Genomic DNA, 16,523 nt, shown 5'->3' on the forward strand with positions numbered 1-16,523 from the left:
GCGCCGCCCCCGAAAGAGCCGCCGCCGAAGCCGCCCCGGCCTGCGCCCCCGCCGCAGGAGCCGCCGCCGAAGCCCCCGGGACGTCCGCCCCGGCCCGCGCCGCCGCCGAAGCTGCCGCCTCCGAAGCTGCCGGGGCCGAAGCCCCCGCCGGAGCGGGGCCTCCCCGTGCCGCCCCCGAAGGAGCCGCCGCCGAAGCCGCCGGGCCCGAAGCCGCCGCCGGGCCCTCTGGGGGGCCGCCTGGGCGGGGGAGGCGGCGGGGGCCGCCGGGGCCGTCTCGGACGGCCCCAGAAGACGGGGTAGTACACCGGCCTCGGGACGCCGATGACCGTGGGGCCGTAATACCGCCGCCGGTAGCGGCGGTAGCGCACCCCGTCCAGGACCACCCAGAGGAGGAACAGCACGATCACCAGCGTCACCAGCCCGGTGACGACGGCCCCGACGGCCACCGCCCCGCCGGTGGACCGATAGCCGCCGGAGATGGTCTGGTAGTTCCCCGTCACCTCCGGGGAGGGCGGCGCGGCAGTGACATCGACCCGGTAGAGGTCTTCCAGATAAGCCACCAGCGCGTCAAAGGTGCGGCGGACCCCGTCGTCGTACCGCTTGGCGGCAAAGGGATCTTCCAGCGTGCCGTAGAGGATGTCCTCCAGCCGCTCCTGCTGACCGGAGCTGAAGCCGCTGCCCCAGGCCAGGTAATAGTCCCCGTCCGGCGCGCCGTTGTACTCGTTCTCCAGGGCCAGCACCAGCAGCAATCCGTTGTCCCGCTCCCGGGACCCGACGCCCAGCTCCCGGAAGGTCTCCTCGGCATAGGCCCCGATCTCCGCGCTCCCGGTGGTCCGCACCACGTCCACGGCGATCTGGGCCCCGGTCTGGGCGAAGAGGGACGCGTTCATGGCCTCGATGTAGGCGGCGGTGTCCTGCGTGACGGCGCCGCCCTCGTTGTGGACGAGGTACAGGAAGTCCCCGGTCAGGGCGGCCTCGGCGGGCCGCTTCGCCCGGCCCAGGCCGATGCCCGCCAGGATCGCCAGGACCATGATGACCGCCGCCACGGGGCGTTTTTTCAGCAATCTCATAGGCTCATCCCTCTGTGCCGCTGGTATGGAGGTCCGGATCGTCCGTCCGGCCCACCAGGTAGTCGATGGATACTCGATAGTAGTCCGCGATGGCGATCAGGGTCGCGAGCTTCGGCTCGCTCTGGCCTGTCTCGTAGTTCTGATAGCCCCGGAAGGACATGCCCAATATCTTCGCCAGCTCCCGCTGGTACATCCGCCGGTCCTCCCGCAGTCCTTTCAGACGCTTTGCAAGCATTTCCATGACACACCTCTTGACAGACCTTAATCAGGTATGTTAATATACCTATATCTTGTATATAGGAGGACTCTCCCATGAACGATCTTATGGAACTATTGTATGGATTCACGAAGTCCAGGCGCCTCGCGGGGCACGTGGACTGCCGGAGCTATGAGGAAGCGGAGCAGGTGGAGGCCAGGAACCTGGCCGCCCTCAGGCAGGACCTCTCCCCCAAGCAGCTGGAGATCCTGGGGAAATACCAGGACGCCTGTCAGGAGCACCAGATGCTGGAGCTGGAGGCCATGTTCCTGGCCGCCTTCTCCGTCGCCCGGGAGCTCCCCTGACTCACTTGCGCAGCTCCAGCAGCTTCGCCCGGAGCTCGCCCTCGATGCGGCCCAGCTCCGCCTCGGCGGCCTTGCGCTTCTGCGCGCCCTCCCGCTGGATGCCCAGCACCTCGTCCAGGGTGGAGATCAGCTGCTGGTTCGTGTGCTGGAGCGTCTCGATGTCCACCACGCTCCGCTCCGCCTCCTTGGCGGTCTGGATGGTGCCCATCTTCAGCATGTCGGCGTTCTTTTTCAGCAGCTCGTTGGTCATCTCCGTCACGGCGCTCTGGGCGGCGGTGGCCTGACGGCTGTGCTCCATGCCCAGGGCCAGCACCATCTGGCTCTTCCACAGGGGGATGGTGTTCACCAGGGACGACTGGATCTTCTCCACCATGAGGGTGTCGTTGTTCTGCAGCAGCCGGGTCTGGGGGCCCATCTGGATGGAGATCATCCGGGTGAGCTCCAGGTCGTGGAGCTTCTTCTCGAACCGCTCGCACATCTGCTGGAGGTCGTTGTACCGCTGCGCGTCCTCCTGGGCCCCGGTCTGCTCGGCCTTGGCCCGGAGGGCGGGGAGCTCGTCCGCCCGGACCGCCGCCAGCTTCTTCTTCCCGGCCAGGATATACATGGTCAGCTCTTTGTAATATTTCAGGTTCAGCTCGTACATCTGGTCGAACATGGCCACGTCCTTCAGCAGCGTCACCTGATGCTGCTCCAGCTCCCGGGCGATCTTGTCCACGTTGCCCTCGACCTTGGCGTACTGGGCCTTCATGACCTCCAGCCGGCTCCCGGTCTTCTTGAGCCGGCCGAACAGGCCCTTCTTCTCCTCCTCCTCGCCGAAGCCCTTCAGCTCCACCACCAGCTCGGACAGGGACTTGCCGATCTCCCCCAGGTCCTTGGTGCGCACGGAGGCCAGGGCGCTCTCGGAGAAGCCCGCCACGTTCTTCTGCGCCGCCGCGCCGTACTGGAGGATGAGGTCGGAGTCCATCACGTCGATCTTCTTGGAGAACTCCTCCACCGCCTTCTTCTCCGCCTCGGACAGCATGGAGTCGTCCAGCTCCACCGGCGCGGGCTGCGGCTGTTCCGGCGCCGGGGCGGCGGGCGTTGCGGCGGGCTCCAGGGTCAGCTCCGGCGCGGGGATGGAGACGGCCTGCTGGGCGGCATCGGGGTCCAGGGTCAGCTCGGGCATCCTATCTTCTGTCATGTTCGATCTCCTCCAATGATGATGTTATCCTCCTCACAGCCTCACAGCTCCAGCCGGATGTCCGTGCCGTCGGCCTGGACGGCGTCGGCCTTCATCTCCGGCTCCTTCAGCCCCTCCCGGGCCAGCAGGGTCTCCATCACCTGGATGTCGGCGGAGACGTCCAGGGCGTCGGCCCCGAAGAGGGCGTCCAGCTGCTTCTCGAAGGCTTTGACGATGGTCTTCAGCATGTCCTCCACCTTGGTCTTGGTCCCGTCGATGTTCTCGCCGGAGACCCCCGTGCCGCTCATGCGGTCATAGGCGTTCAGCAGCTTCAAGGTGGTGGGCAGGTAGTAGTCCATGAACTTCCGGATCTGGGGCAGCTTGGCGGGGTCGTCCTTCACGGCCTGGAAGATCTTGGCCGAGACCTGCCGCAGCCGGACGATGTCGGCGGAGACGCCGGGGTCGGCGATGCTGCCGTCCAGGCGCTCCATCTCCCGCAGGGCCAGGTCCCCGTCCCGGAGCATCCTGTCCAGCTCCGTGTCCCCGGCGGGGGGAGCGGCCCCCTCCTTCGATGCGGCCTTCGCCTCCCCCTCCGTCCCGGCCACGGTCCCCGCGCCCCGGCAGAGCCGGCCGGTCAGGAAGAACACGGCCGCCGACACCAGGGCCATCAGGATCAGGCCCGTATCCGTATACAAGGGCAGGGCCAGCCCGCCCAGCAGCCACAGCGCCGCCACGGCGTAGAAGGGCGCGACGGGTCTTCGTTCACCGGCTGTCATAAGCGATCCTCCGATCCTTGGATATGTCCTCTCATTATACTCCCCCGATGGCCCGGCGGTCAAGCCGGGGAATGTAAATAAACGAAAAACGCCCGGGCGGGCGTTTTCACGGGATGCCATAGATCCCCGTCACCGGATCTTGCCACAGGGGCAGGCGGACCGGGCGGAAGGTGCACCAGACGAAGCAGAACGCCAGCCCCCACAGCACCGCCAGCCCCAGGATCTGCTGCCAGCCGGAGGAGAGCCGCCCCCGCCGGAGCAGGGCGAAGTCCAGGGAAAAGGCCCCCAGGTCCGCCAGGAAGAAGATGGCGATGTCCGCCCAGACCACGTCCCGGCCCAGGATCCCGGTGTAGGTATAGAACAGCACCGGGATCAGCGCCAGCCCCGTCAGGGCGCTGACGGCCCGGACCGCCGGCAGGTCCGGATAGTTCCGCCCCGTCAGGCAGACCTGGACCACGGAGCACAGGAAGATGGGCACGAACAGCATCTTCATGTGCTCCCAGGTGGACTCGTTGACGGCGGAGAAGGCCCCCGCCAGCATGCTGCCGCCGCTCCACTCATAGACGAAATGGAGCAGGGTCCCCAGCGCCCCGGTGAACAGGAAGCCCCCCAGCTCCCAGAAAAACAGCCTCCGCTCCATGGCCCCAGCCTCCCCGCAGGAAAAGTCGCGGCCGAACGCCGCCCCTCCAGTATATGCAGGGACCAGGGAGATGATACGCCCGGGGGCGCGCGGGGCCGCGCGGTCCGGCGCGGCCCCGGATCTTCACATATGCTCCGGCGCGTCCACGCCGATGAGGGCGAGCCCGTTCTTCAGCACGATGCGGGCGTCGTCCGCCAGCCGCAGCCGGGCCGCCGCCAGGGCGGGGGCCTCCTCCCGGATGCGGCACGCGGTATAGAAGCGGTGGAAATGGCCCGCCAGCTCCATCAGGTAGCGGTTGACGTGGGAGGGGTCGTAGGCCCGCGCCGCCGCGCGGATGGTGTCCGGCCAGGCAGCGAGCTGCTTGATGAGCATCCGCTCCGCCTCCGCCGTCAGCAGGCTCAGGTCCGCCGCCCCCGGAGCGGGGACGGCCAGCCCCTCCCGGGCCAGCTTCTCCACCAGGGAGCAGATGCGGGCGTGGGCGTACTCCACGTAGTAGATGGGGTTCTCCGAGTCCTCCCGGACGGCCAGTCCCAGGTCGAAGTCCATCTGGGTGTCCGGCTTGGCGTTGAAGAACCACCGGGCGGCGTCCACCGGCACCTCGTCCAGCAGGTCGCGCAGGGAGATGGCCTTGCCGGTGCGCTTGCTCATCTTCACCAGCTCGCCGTCCCGCAGCAGCTTCACCAGCTGCATCAGCACGATGTCCAGCTTCCCGGAGCCGTCCAGGCCCAGGGCGTCCAGCGCGCCCTTCAGCCGGGCCACATGGCCATGGTGGTCCGCGCCCCAGACGTCGATCGCCCGGTCGAAGCCCCGGGTCTCGAACTTGTCCCGGTGATAGGCGATGTCGGCGGCGAAATAGGTGTAGAACCCGTTGGCCCGGCGGAGCACGTCGTCCTTCAGGTCCAGCTTCTCGATGTCCGCCTCCCCCTTCCCGGCCTTGCGGAGCTGCTGGCGCAGGATGTCGGCGGTCCGGAGCCAGAGGGCCCCGTCCTTCTCATAGGTCCAGCCCGCCTCGCGCAGGCGCTCCGCCGTCTCGGCCACCGCCCCGCTGCTGTGGAGGCTGGACTCATAGAACCAGGTGTCGTACTCGATCTTGTAGCGCCGCAGGTCCGCCTCCATCTTCGGCAGGTTCACGGACAGGCCGTACTCCGCCATGGCGTCCATCCACGCCGCCTCGTCCTTCCCGCCGGGGAAGCCTCCCCCTGCCTGGGCCAGGAAGCCCTCCGCCAGCTCCCGGATGTCGTCGCCCTGATAGCCGTCCTCCGGGAAGGCATAGGCGTCCTCCCCCACGGTGAGCTGCATGGCCCGGGCGTAGATGGAGCGGGCGAACTTGTCGATCTGGTGCCCGGCGTCGTTGACGTAGAACTCCCGGCTGACCTCCGCCCCGCAGGCGGAGAGCACGGAGGCCAGGGTGTCCCCCAGCACGCCGCCCCGGGCGTTGCCCATGTGCATGGGGCCGGTGGGGTTGGCGGAGACGAACTCCACCATGATCTTCTGGCCCTTGAGGATGTCGGAGCGGCCGTACTCCCCGTCCTCCCGCTCCACGGCGGCGCAGACCTCCTCGTACCAGCGCCCGCTCAGGCGCAGGTTCAGGAAGCCCGGCCCGGCGATCTCGGCGGAGGCGAAATAGCTCCCCTCCAGCTCCAGGTGCTCCAGCAGGGCCTGGGCGATGCTCCGGGGAGGCCGGCGCAGGGCCTTGGAAGCCGCCAGGGCAAAGGTGGTGGTGAAGTCGCCGTTGGCGGCGTCGCGGGGGATCTCCACCGGGACGGCCGGGACCTCCGCCTGGGGCAGGGCCCCGTCCGCGGCCGCCGCCCGATAGGCCGCCATGGCCAGGGCCGCGGCCTGGTCCTTCGCGCTTTGGATCATGTTCGTCATGGAAACAACCTCTTTCTTCTCGGTGTCTTTCGTATCAGTCCTGCCCGTCCCTCCGGGCCTCATGCTTCCGCCTGACGCGGATCTTGAAGGCGTTCCGCCCGGTGACGGAGTGGTCCACGGAGATGGAGTACTGCAGATCCATCAGCCCCCCCTGTTCCGTCAGGCTGTGGCGGAGGCGGCGGGTCTGGATGTCCACCGCCAGCTCGCCGAAGGGGGTCTCATAGAGGGAGGTGTGCTGCTTCCCCTCCTCGAAGACCATCTGGGAGTTCACGCCCCCGGTCCGGGTCAGGATGACCCGGGGGCCCCGGACCTCGAAGGTGGTGGTGGTGCCCTCCAGGCCGGTGAGCGCGCTCTCCTGATAGGACAGGAGCAGCCCGCCCCCCTCCACCGGCTCCAGCGTGCCCTCGGTCATCAGCTCCACGCCGTCGGGCTCCATGTCCTCGTACCGCTGCTCCGCCCGGATGGTCAGCAGGACGGGCAGCCTGTTCGTCTCAATACTGGTCAATGTCGATCCTCCGTGCCATGTGATGGATGTCCTCCTGCAAAAACAGGGAGGCCACGCCCTCGAAATCCTCCGCCCGGTCGCTGACGTAGAACTCCGCCGACCCCCGCCGCCCCGACGGGGCCCGGAGCCCCCGGGATGTGAGCAGGCGCTTGAGCTCGAAGGCGGACTCCTCCCCCGCGGAGACCAGGGCGACCCCCGGCCCGCAGATCTGGGCGATCACGTCCTCCAAAAGCGGATAGTGGGTGCAGCCCAGGATCAGCGTGTCCGCCCCCCACTCCAGCACGGGGGCCAGGTACTCCCGCGCCACGGTCTCAATGACCACGTCCCCGGGCCGGAAGCGCCCGTTCTCCACCAGGGGGACGAACAGCGGGCAGGGCCGGCAGAAGACCTCCACCTCCGGGTCCAGCCGCCGCAGCGCCGCCTCATAGGCCCCGGAGCGGACGGAGGCCAGGGTGGCGATCGTGCCCACCCGGCGGCTCTGCGTCACCGCCAGGCTCCGGCGGCAGGCAGGCTCCACCACGCCCACGATGGGCAGGTCGTTCTCCGCCTGGAGGGTGTCCAGGGAGGTGGTGGACACGGTGCCGCAGGCGATGACCACCGCCTTGAGGTCGAAGGACCGGAGGAAGCGCAGGTCCTGCCGGGCGTACCTCAGCAGGGTCTCCCGGGAGCGGCCTCCGTAAGGGACGCGGGCGGTGTCGCCGAAATAGATCAGATCCTCCTCCGGCAGGATGCGCCGCAGGACCCGCACCGCCGTCAGGCCGCCGAGGCCGGAGTCGAACACGCCGATGGGACGTGTATCCATTGCCGTCACTCCTCTCATCCAGGAGGCCGGAGGGGCCTCCCGGCGCAAATCGCTCTGAGTTATGTATTATACTATGAGAGCCCGTTGGCCGCAAGACAGATTTTAGTCTTTTTGCCCTCTTTTTTATCTGGAATTTTCCCTCCCGGTCTGTTATAATCAAGCCGTATGCAAAGATCCGCCGCCATCGGCGCCGTTAGGAGGGGGCATCGCCATGAAAATCGAGCTGACGGAACGACAGTACCGCTATCTGCTGGACCTGGTCTACATAGGCAACTGGGTGCTCAATTCCACCAGGGAGGACGACCGCATCAAAGAATACGACCAGGTGGAGAGCCTGATCTTCTCCCACTGCCTCCGCCTGGGCATGAAGAAGCTGGTAGAGCTGTACCAGGGGGAGCTGATCCCCTCCCGGGCCTTCGCCAACGGCGGCATCCACGAGGCCATCGAGAACTATGAGGACGTGGTCTTCTATGAGATCCTGGCGGAGGAGCTGGCCCTGCGGGACCTGGACGGCGAGCCCCTGACGCGGGAGAACTACGGGGCCCTCATGGAACGCATCGACACCTATCTGGACGAGTTCGACGAACACGGCACGGAGCACATCTCCATCGACCTGGACGAGTCCGGGCCGCCCGTATGACGGGCGGCCCCAGGCTGTCGAAAACGTCTTTTCGACAGCCTGAGCAAGTTTTCAGGACTTTTTTGAAAGTCCTGAAAACTTTTTTATCGAAAACGAGAGGGACCCTTCCTGGGTCCCTCTCGTAACGCTCCTCCTTCCCGTCGATGGAGTCCTCCCTACTTTTTTGACATTCTGAAAGGAGGCCCTCCGCCGCTGGCGGAGGGCCTCCTCATCTCTTCCATCCCTTATCGGTATCGATCCAAGGCCCGCTCCCGGGCTTATCGGAACGTCATCCGGAACGCTGCGCCGGGATCCCCGGCGAAGACCGCCAGCCCGTCCTCCGGCAGCTCCACGGAACGGTCCCCCCTCAGGACGGAGGAGGCCGCGATGCCGCCCTCGCTGTCGTAGACCCAGAACCCGGCGTCCTCCGGCAGTTGGACCGTCATGGTCTTCCCGGCGGCGCCGGCCCCGATCTTATACCAGCGGGCATAGCCGTCCGGCCCGACCGTGCAGGCGGCGCGGCCATCCTTCCCGATGGAGAGCTCCGGCACCGCCTCCAGATCCATGGCCACGCTGCCATTGGACTGCTCCATCCAGAGCACGCCGTCCCCGTCCCGGCGGAACGTCACGTCCACGCCGTCCCGGCCCGCGGTGCCGGGGATCTGGGGGGCGTACTGGGCATGGTCCTCGTCCACGATCTTCATGGACCCGGTGTAGCCCGGGACGCTCTCCGGCGCGGGGACGTCCTGCGCCGCCTCGGCCGCCATGGCCGCGCCGAGGACGGCGTACACCTGGGAGCTGTACCGCTCGTTCACGGGGACCACGCTGGTCTCGCTCATCCGCGTGTCCCAAAGGGCCTGGAGCTCCGGGGAGATCTCGTTCTCCGGCAGCTTCATGGCGGTATAGCTGTTCCCGGGCAGGCCGGTCAGGCCGGGGAGATCCGTGAAGGTCCATTGGCGGAGATAGGTCTGGCCGTTGTCCTCCTCCACCAGGTACACGGCGGCGGTCCCCTCCTCGTCCCGGAACGAGCCGTCGCTGTGATAGGTGAAGACCTGGTCCGGGACGCCCGGCATGGTCGTGTAGTGCAGCGTCAGCTCCCCGTCCTTCGCCACGTCGATCTTGTAGGTATACAGCGAGGCGTAATAGCCGGAGAGCTCCGTCAGCTCCTCGGGCATGGCGGCGGGCTCGGCCTCCGGCAGGGCCAGCGGCGTCTGGTCCACCTCCACGCCCTTGGCCTCCAGCGCCTCCACCAGCATCATGGAGGCCGCCAGCTCATCGTACGTGGACACGCCGCCGGAGCTGACCACCGCCGCCGCCAGATCATGCTCCGGCAGGACCACCAGGCCCGCATGGTAATACTGGGTGTCGCCGCCCTTCACCAGGGCGGTGATGCCGCTCTGGGCGAAGGGATACCACTCCACGTTGTCCCAGCCCAGCCCGAAGGCCAGCGCGTCCGGGCCCTCCTCCGGCCAGAGGCCCCTGGCGTACTCCGGCGCGGCCATGGCGTCCAGGGAGGCTCCTCCCAGCAGCTCCCCGCCCGTCAGCGCGCCGCCGAAGCGGGCCAGGTCCTCCGCCGTGGCGTAGATCCCGCCGGCGCCCACGATGCCCAGGCAGTCCATGGGCATGGGGCCGCTCTCCCCCGCCTGGTAGGCATCGACGACCCGGTCCCTGGCGTCCCCGCCCAGGATCCCCGCGGGGGTATAGGTCTCCTCCAGCCCGGCGGGGGCGAAGACGTTCTCCTGGAGGTACGCCTCGAAGTCCATGCCCGAGACCGCTTCCACCACCAGCTCGGCCAGGGTGAACCCGTCGTTGCAGTAAACGCTGTACGCGCCGGGATCCGCCTTGAGCCGCTGCCCGGCCAGCACGTCCAGCAGCCGGTCCGCCGCCGCGGTGCTGGCGTCCTCCAAGAGCAGGGCGCTGCTCATGCTGGAGCCCATCAGGCCGGAGGAGTGGTCCAGCAGCATCCGGACGGTGATGTCCTGATAGCGGGGGTCCGCCATCTTGAACGCGGGCAGATAGGCGGTGACCGGCTCGTCCAGGGACAGCTCCCCCCGCTCGGCCAGCTGCATCACGGCCACGGTGGTGTAGATCTTGCTGACGGATCCCACGCCATAGAGGTCCTTGCCGCCGGCGGGAGCCTCCGAGGACGGCGGGACGCTGCTGCCGCTCTCCGCGATCTCCCCGTCCTGCCATACCGCCCAGGCGATCTGGGCGGCCTGGCCGTAGGTCATGGCGGCCTCGGCAGCGGCCTTGGCGCCGGCGGCCCCGTCCTGCTCCGCCGCCAGGGCGGGGACAGAGAGGCTCAGGCTCAAGGCCAGGGCCAGCAGCAGCGCACTGAGGGTCTGGATCTTCTGTTTCATGTCGTTCCCTTTCCCGCTCCGGCTCTCCCGCCGGGGCGCCTTCGAAATCTGCTGTATCAGGATACACCTTCCACCAGGGGGAAAGTCAAGAGATAAAACGTTAAATTTTCGATCCCGTGCCTCCCGTCCCCCCGGGGCAGGCGTCCGGCCGGGGAATACCGGCCAAATTCTGATGTTTAACACAAGGATACTCTCCGGACATGCTAAAGTCAAGAAAAATTCTGAACTTTAGCGAATGACGGAGGGAGGATCCTGATGAAGATCTATGATTACAACGGGAAAAAGAACATCTCCGGGGACCGCATCCGGGCAGCCCGGAAGAAGCGCCGCCTGACCCAGGAGGATCTGGCGGCCAGGATGCAGCTGTCCGGGGTGACGCTGGAGCGGGACAGCATCAGCCGGATCGAGATCGGGACCCGCTTCGTCCCCGATTATGAGCTCCTGATCTTCGCCCGGGTGCTGCGGGTATCCGTGGATCAGCTTTTGGGCGCCGAGGAGCTTGACGGCGGGGCCAAGCCGTGATATACTCCCCCTGAACAGATTGGAAGGGGTGGGAACGTGAGAATGACTTCCTGCTGAAAACCAAGTCCTTTGGTTCCCGGCGCCGCCATGTGCGGGGCCGGGGCGGCAGCGTGCCGCCGCGCGGAGAAGTCCTCTCGTTCCCAGCCCTTCCGCCATACCGTCCTGCCGCCCGTTTTTGGGGCGGCTCATGTCGTGCTGTGACGGGCCGCGGGAGGTCTTCCCGCGGTCTTCATCTTTTCACGGCAAGGAGATGACGCGTATGTCTATGATCCAGGCGAAAGACCTGACCTTTTCTTATCCCGGCAGTCCCTACCCCGTCTTCGAGGGCGCTTCCTTCCAGATCGACACCGACTGGAAGCTGGGCCTCATCGGCCGGAACGGCCGGGGGAAGACCACCCTCCTCCGGCTGCTGCTGGGGGAGCACGCCCCCGACAGCGGGACGCTGGCCTCCTCCGTCCCCTTCGACTACTTCCCCTCCCCCGTCCCGGACCCGGCGCGCATGACGGCACAGGTCCTGGAGGAGCTGTGCCCCGATGCGGAGAGCTGGCGCTTCCCCAAGGAGCTGGCGGCGCTGGGCGTGGAGGAGGAGGCCCTCTGGCGGCCCTTCTCCACCCTCTCCAACGGGGAGCGGACCAAGGTCCTCCTGGCGGCGCTGTTCCTGCGCCAGGGCCGCTTCCCCCTCATCGACGAGCCCACGAACCATCTGGACGCCCGGGGGCGGGAGCTGGCGGCGGCTTACCTCCGGCGGCAGAGGGGCTTCATCCTGGTGTCCCACGACCGCCGCTTCCTGGACGGCTGTGTGGACCACATCCTGTCCCTGAACCGCTCGGGCATCCAGGTCCAGGGCGGGGACTACTCCACCTGGCAGGAGGAGTTCGACCGCCGGCAGCGGTCCGAGGAGGCCCAGGACGAACGCCTCCGCAAGGACGTCAAGCGCCTGCGGCAGGCGGCGGCACGGACCTCCCTCTGGTCCGACCGGGTGGAGGCGTCCAAGATCGGGGCCTATGACAAGGGCTTCGTGGGCCATAAGTCCGCCAAGATGATGAAGCGGGCCAAGTCCCTGGCCGCCCGGCAGGAGAAGGCCCTGGAGGAGAAGGCGGGGCTGCTGAAGGACCGGGAGACGGCGGAGGCGCTGAAGCTCTCCCCCCTGGACCACCACGCCAGGGTATCGGTCCGCTGTTCGGAGCTGGAGATCTGGTACGGGGACCGCCGGGCCTGCGGACCGCTGTCCTTCTCCCTGGAGCAGGGCGAGCGGGCGGCGCTGGAGGGCCCCAACGGCAGCGGCAAGAGCAGCCTTTTGAAGCTGCTGCTGGGCGGGCCCATCCGGTACACGGGGGAGCTGGCCCTGGCCGCGGGGCTGAAGATCTCTTACGTGCCCCAGGACACGTCCGCCCTCCGGGGCGGCCTGACGGAGTCCATCCGGGCGCGGGGCCTGGACGAGAGCCGGTGCAAGGCCATCCTGCGCAAGCTGGGCCTCTCCCGGGAGCAGTTCGACCGGGACCTGGCGGACTACTCCGAGGGCCAGAAGAAGAAGGTGCTGATCGCCCAGAGCCTCTGCGAACAGGCGCACCTGTATGTCTGGGACGAGCCGCTGAACTTCCTGGACATCGACGCCCGCCTCCAGATCGAGGCGCTGCTGGAGCAGTCCCGGCCCACCATGCTCTTCGTGGAGCACGACCGGGCCTTCCAGGAGGCCGTGGCGACCAAGACGATCCGGCTGTAAAAACAAGAGGGGCCCTCCCTGGGCCCCTCCCGTGGATCCCTTCCCTCCCGTCGATGTAAGCTCCACTGCTTTTTCGACGCTCTGAACAGGGGCGCCCCTCCCGAGGGAGGAGCGCCCCTGCCTGCTCACATCAGCGCCACGATGAGCCACAGCAGTCCGATCGCCGCCGCGCCCATCAGGGTATAGACCGCCGGGCTCAGGTCCCGCCATGCCCGGCTGAACCTCCCGTGGTCGCCCCCGGCGTAGTTCCGGGCCACCCGGCGGGCCTCCTCCACCAGCTCCTTCGACGTCACGCCCTCTCCGGCGGCGTCGTTGCGCACGATGAAGATCGCCTGTTCAAAAAACCGCTGGTCGGGGGAGTCCACCACGACCACTCTCCTGGAGATACCTTTCACCATCTCGCTCACAAACCTCCTGTGTATTGCAGATCGATAGTTCCAGTTTTCCAGGCCGCCGGGAAAAATATACCTGCGGGGCGCTTATTTCATCAGTTCGTACATCACGGCCTTGATGGTGTGCATCCGGTTCTCCGCCTCGTCGAAGACGATGGACCGGGGGGACTCGAAGACCTCGTCCGTCACCTCCATGGCCTCCCGGCCGAAGCGCTCGCCCATCTCCCGGCCCACCTTCGTCTCATGGTCGTGATAGGCGGGCAGGCAGTGCATGAAGCGGCACTGGGGCCCGGCGGCGTCCATCAGGGCCTTCGTCACCTGATAGGGGCCCAGGGCGGCGATGCGCTCCTCCCAGACCTCCGCCGGTTCGCCCATGGAGACCCACACGTCCGTATAGAGCACGTCCGCGTCCTTGACCGCCTCCATGGGGTCCTCGATAAAGGAGAGGGAGGCCCCGGTCTCCTGCGCTGCCGCCCGGCAGGTCTCCGTCAGGGCCCGGTCCGGCAGGTAGGCGCTTGGGGCGCAGGCCACGAAGTCCATGCCCATCTTGGCGCAGCCCACCATCAGGGAGTTGCCCATGTTGAAACGGGCGTCCCCCAAATAGACCAGCTTCACGCCCTGGAGCGCCCCGAAGTGCTCCCGGATGGTCAGGAAGTCCGCCAGGATCTGGGTGGGGTGGAACTCGTCGGTCAGCCCGTTGAACACCGGGACCCCCGCGTGGGCCGCCAGCTCCTCCACGATGGACTGCCCGAACCCCCGGTACTCGATGCCGTCATACATCCGCCCCAGCACCCGGGCGGTGTCGGCGATGGACTCCTTCACGCCGATCTGAGAGCCGGTGGGCCCCAGGTATGTACTGCCCATGCCCAGGTCCCGGGCCGCCACCTCGAAGGCGCACCGGGTCCGGGTGGAGGTCTTCTCGAAGATCAGCGCCACGTTCTTCCCCTCCAGATACCTGTGGGGGACGCCCGCTTTTTTCTTGGCCTTGAGGTCTGCCGCCGTGTCCAGGAACTGCCCGATCTCCGCCGGGCTGAAGTCCAGCAGCTTCAAAAAGTGCTTTTGGTCCATATCGCTCATCCCTCCGTCAAATCAAGAGTGAGGCCCGGGACGCGCCGGGCCTCACTTTTATCATCCCATGGTCTCCTGCTTATGCCAAGACCTTCTTCATGATGGCCAGGCCCTTGTCCATCTCCTCCTTGGTGATGACCAGGGGCGGCAGCAGCCGCAGGCCGGGGCCGGCGGTGAGGACCAGCAGGCCGTTCGCGATCAGCTCGCCAGCGATCTCCTTGTTGGTATAGCCGTCCTTGACCGCCACGCCGATCATCAGCCCCAGGCCCCGGGTCTTGCCCAGGCAGGGCAGGCCCAGCGCCTCGATGCCCCCGCGGAGATACTCGCCCTTCTCCTGGACCTCCTTCAAGAAGGCGTCGCTGAGGATGTCCTGGACCACCAGGCCCGCGGCGGCGCACACGGGGTTCGCGCCGAAGGTGGTGGCGTGCATACCGGGGCCCAGCACGTCCTTGCACTTTTCATTGGCCATGATGCCGCTCATGGGCAGGCCGCCGGCGATGCCCTTGGCGAAGGAGCATACGTCGGGGAGGATGCCGTACTGCTGGAAGGCGAACAGCGTGCCCGTCCGGCCCACGCCGGTCTGGACCTCGTCGATCAGCAGCAGCCAGTCCTTCTCCGCGCACAGCGCCTCCACGGCCTTGACATAGCCCTTGTCCAGGGGGAGCACGCCGCCCTCGCCCTGGACCAGCTCCAGCATGACGGCGCAGACGTCGCCCTTGTCCTCGGCCTTCAGGGCCTCGAGGCTGTCGGCCTCGGCGTAGCGGAAGCCCTGGGTGAAGGGGAAGAAGTAGTTGTGGAACACCTCCTGGCCCGTGGCCTCCAGGGTGGTGATGGTCCGGCCGTGGAAGGAGTTCTTCAGGGTGACGATGGTGGAACGGCCCTGGCCGTATTTGTCGAAGCTGTACTTCCGGGCCAGCTTGATCATGCCCTCGTTGGCCTCGCCGCCGCCGTTGGCGAAGAAGACGCAGCTCTCGCCGGTGCGTTTGCACAAGAGCTCCGCCAGCTTGGCGGGGGGCTCGGTGTAGAAGAGGTTGGAGGTGTGGCCCAGCTTCTTGGCCTGGGCCGTGACGGCGTCCACCCAGGGCTGGCAGCCATAGCCCAGGGCGGTGACGCCGATGCCGCTGGTGAAGTCGATGTATTCGTTCCCCTCGGGATCGTAGACGGTGGCCCCCTGGCCGTGGTCCAGGACCACGGGGAAGCGTCCGTAGGTGTTCATCACATACTGATGGGTCAGGCCCTTGATCTGTTCCGAAGTCATGGCTCAATGCTCCTCCTTTTTCATCATGGTGCCGATGCCCTCGTCGGAGAGCAGCTCGATCAAGATCGAATGCGGGATGCGGCCGTCCAGGATGTGGACCCGCTCCACGCCGCCGTGGACGGCGTCCACGCAGCACTGCATCTTGGGGATCATGCCCCCGGAGATGACGCCCTCGTCCACCAGCCCCGGCACTTCCTCCGTGCGGACCACATGGATCAGCGTCTCCTCGTCCCCGGGGTCCCGCAGAAGGCCCCGGACGTCCGTCAGCAAGATCAGCTTCTCCGCCCTCAGGGCCTGCGCTAACCTTGCGGCGGCGGTGTCCGCGTTGACGTTGTAAGCGGTGTCCGCGTCCACGCCCCGGGCCACGGTGGATACGATGGGGATATACCCGGCCTGGAGGGCGTTCTCCACGGTGGAGGGGTCCACGCCGGTGATCCTGCCCACGAGGCCGTACCGCTCGTCCAGCCGGACGGCCTGGAACAGGTCCCCGTCCAGGCCGCACAGGCCCACGGCTTTCCCGCCCAAGCGGCCCAGCTGGGCCACCAGGTCCTTGTTGACCTTGCCGCAGAGGATGGACTGCACCACGTCCATCGTGGTCGCGTCCGTGTACCGCAGGCCGTCCACGAACCTGGACTCATGGCCGATCATCTTCAGCATGGCGGAGATCTCCGGCCCGCCGCCGTGGACCACCACCACCCGGATGCCCACCAGGGTCAGCAGGACGATGTCCGTCATGACGGAGCGGCGCAGGCTGTCGGAGGTCATGGCGTTGCCGCCGTATTTGATGACGATGGTCTTGCCGGTGTATTTTTGGATATAGGGCAGGGCCTCGACCAGCGTCTGGGCCTGCTGTTCATGGGAAGACATAGCGTCCGCCCCCCCTCATGTCCGGTAATCCCCGTTGATCTTGATATAGTCGTAGGTGATGTCGCAGCCCCAGCAGGTGCACGAGGCCGCGCCTTCCTCCATGGTGATGTCGATCTCCACGTCGTGCTCCGTGAGGATCTTCTTGGCGAGGTCCTCATCGAAGTCCAGCCCCCGGCCCTGGGCGCAGACCTGGACCTCCCCGGCGGCGCTGGCGAAGCGGACCGTCACCTTGTCCGGGTCGAACTCCTCCCCGGAGTAGCCCATGGCGCACAGGACCCGGCCCCAGTTGGCGTCCGCGCCGAAGATGGCGGCCTTGGTCAGGGTGGAGG

The 16,523-nt window shown here is 67.2% G+C and carries 18 protein-coding genes; 4 read left to right on the top strand and 14 right to left on the bottom strand.

The window, feature by feature from the left end; translation table 11 throughout:
* Together QZ332_RS10425 and QZ332_RS10430 are read right to left on the bottom strand one after the other, a co-directional pair.
* Window positions 1-1,070: TPM domain-containing protein (locus QZ332_RS10425; protein ID WP_295765051.1), on the bottom strand; the 1,070-nt coding region annotated here is incomplete at its 3' end.
* Between the two features lie 4 nt (window positions 1,071-1,074).
* Window positions 1,075-1,311, bottom strand: a complete 237-nt coding sequence (locus QZ332_RS10430; RefSeq protein ID WP_295765053.1) for a helix-turn-helix domain-containing protein — start codon at window positions 1,309-1,311, stop codon at window positions 1,075-1,077.
* Between the two features lie 71 nt (window positions 1,312-1,382).
* On the opposite strand from QZ332_RS10430, the gene QZ332_RS10435 reads away from it, so the two are divergent.
* Window positions 1,383-1,631, top strand: coding sequence for a hypothetical protein (locus tag QZ332_RS10435; RefSeq protein ID WP_295765055.1), 249 nt, complete (start codon window positions 1,383-1,385; stop codon window positions 1,629-1,631).
* A 1-nt stretch (window position 1,632) separates the two neighbouring features.
* On the opposite strand, the gene QZ332_RS10440 is transcribed toward QZ332_RS10435, so the two are convergent.
* From QZ332_RS10440 to murI, 6 genes are all read right to left on the bottom strand, one after another.
* A complete protein-coding gene (locus QZ332_RS10440) occupies window positions 1,633-2,811 on the bottom strand; it encodes a toxic anion resistance protein (protein WP_295765057.1) in 1,179 nt (392 codons plus the stop codon).
* 41 nt (window positions 2,812-2,852) lie between these two features.
* Complete coding sequence (locus QZ332_RS10445) at window positions 2,853-3,566, bottom strand: 5-bromo-4-chloroindolyl phosphate hydrolysis family protein (RefSeq protein WP_295765059.1); 714 nt, start codon at window positions 3,564-3,566, stop codon at window positions 2,853-2,855.
* Window positions 3,567-3,672: 106 nt separating this feature from the next.
* Complete coding sequence (locus QZ332_RS10450; protein WP_295765060.1) at window positions 3,673-4,206, bottom strand: DUF6512 family protein; 534 nt, start codon at window positions 4,204-4,206, stop codon at window positions 3,673-3,675.
* 123 nt (window positions 4,207-4,329) lie between these two features.
* Window positions 4,330-6,078: an arginine--tRNA ligase gene (argS, locus tag QZ332_RS10455; protein WP_295765062.1), complete on the bottom strand. Its 1,749-nt coding sequence runs from the start codon at window positions 6,076-6,078 to the stop codon at window positions 4,330-4,332.
* A 34-nt stretch (window positions 6,079-6,112) separates the two neighbouring features.
* The gene (locus QZ332_RS10460) at window positions 6,113-6,583 is read right to left on the bottom strand and encodes a DUF1934 domain-containing protein (RefSeq protein WP_295765064.1); all 471 of its coding nucleotides are present in this window, start codon (window positions 6,581-6,583) and stop codon (window positions 6,113-6,115) included.
* Complete coding sequence (gene murI / locus QZ332_RS10465) at window positions 6,570-7,385, bottom strand: glutamate racemase (protein WP_295765066.1); 816 nt, start codon at window positions 7,383-7,385, stop codon at window positions 6,570-6,572. Before murI ends, QZ332_RS10460 begins: the two co-directional genes overlap by 14 nt.
* Before the next feature lie 211 nt (window positions 7,386-7,596).
* Between murI and QZ332_RS10470 the strand changes: the two genes are divergently transcribed.
* Window positions 7,597-8,025 carry a hypothetical protein gene (locus tag QZ332_RS10470; RefSeq protein ID WP_295765070.1) on the top strand — a complete coding sequence of 143 codons (429 nt, stop codon included), beginning with the start codon at window positions 7,597-7,599 and terminating at the stop codon, window positions 8,023-8,025.
* A gap of 257 nt (window positions 8,026-8,282) precedes the next feature.
* Here the strand turns inward: QZ332_RS10470 and QZ332_RS10475 are convergent, their stop codons facing one another.
* A complete protein-coding gene (locus tag QZ332_RS10475) occupies window positions 8,283-10,364 on the bottom strand; it encodes a serine hydrolase (protein WP_295765073.1) in 2,082 nt (693 codons plus the stop codon).
* A 255-nt stretch (window positions 10,365-10,619) separates the two neighbouring features.
* Between QZ332_RS10475 and QZ332_RS10480 the strand changes: the two genes are divergently transcribed.
* Together QZ332_RS10480 and abc-f are read left to right on the top strand one after the other, a co-directional pair.
* Window positions 10,620-10,886, top strand: a complete 267-nt coding sequence (locus QZ332_RS10480) for a helix-turn-helix domain-containing protein (protein ID WP_295765076.1) — start codon at window positions 10,620-10,622, stop codon at window positions 10,884-10,886.
* 259 nt (window positions 10,887-11,145) lie between these two features.
* On the top strand, window positions 11,146-12,609 hold the full coding sequence (gene abc-f, locus QZ332_RS10485) for a ribosomal protection-like ABC-F family protein (protein ID WP_295765078.1): 1,464 nt from the start codon (window positions 11,146-11,148) through the stop codon (window positions 12,607-12,609).
* A gap of 125 nt (window positions 12,610-12,734) precedes the next feature.
* On the opposite strand, the gene QZ332_RS10490 is transcribed toward abc-f, so the two are convergent.
* From QZ332_RS10490 to QZ332_RS10510, 5 genes are all read right to left on the bottom strand, one after another.
* Window positions 12,735-13,007 carry a hypothetical protein gene (locus tag QZ332_RS10490; RefSeq protein ID WP_295765079.1) on the bottom strand — a complete coding sequence of 91 codons (273 nt, stop codon included), beginning with the start codon at window positions 13,005-13,007 and terminating at the stop codon, window positions 12,735-12,737.
* A gap of 81 nt (window positions 13,008-13,088) precedes the next feature.
* Window positions 13,089-14,078 (bottom strand): ornithine carbamoyltransferase, encoded by a 990-nt coding sequence (argF, locus tag QZ332_RS10495; protein ID WP_295765081.1) that lies wholly within the window; start codon window positions 14,076-14,078, stop codon window positions 13,089-13,091.
* Between the two features lie 70 nt (window positions 14,079-14,148).
* Complete coding sequence (locus tag QZ332_RS10500) at window positions 14,149-15,327, bottom strand: aspartate aminotransferase family protein (protein WP_295765083.1); 1,179 nt, start codon at window positions 15,325-15,327, stop codon at window positions 14,149-14,151.
* 3 nt (window positions 15,328-15,330) lie between these two features.
* Window positions 15,331-16,194, bottom strand: coding sequence for an acetylglutamate kinase (gene argB, locus QZ332_RS10505; RefSeq protein WP_295765085.1), 864 nt, complete (start codon window positions 16,192-16,194; stop codon window positions 15,331-15,333).
* 15 nt (window positions 16,195-16,209) lie between these two features.
* A partial coding sequence (locus tag QZ332_RS10510) for a bifunctional ornithine acetyltransferase/N-acetylglutamate synthase (protein WP_295765087.1) occupies window positions 16,210-16,523 on the bottom strand: 314 nt, incomplete at its 5' end.

It is taken from the genome of uncultured Oscillibacter sp. (assembly GCF_910584465.1).
Classification (GTDB): Bacteria; Bacillota; Clostridia; order Oscillospirales; family Oscillospiraceae; genus Oscillibacter.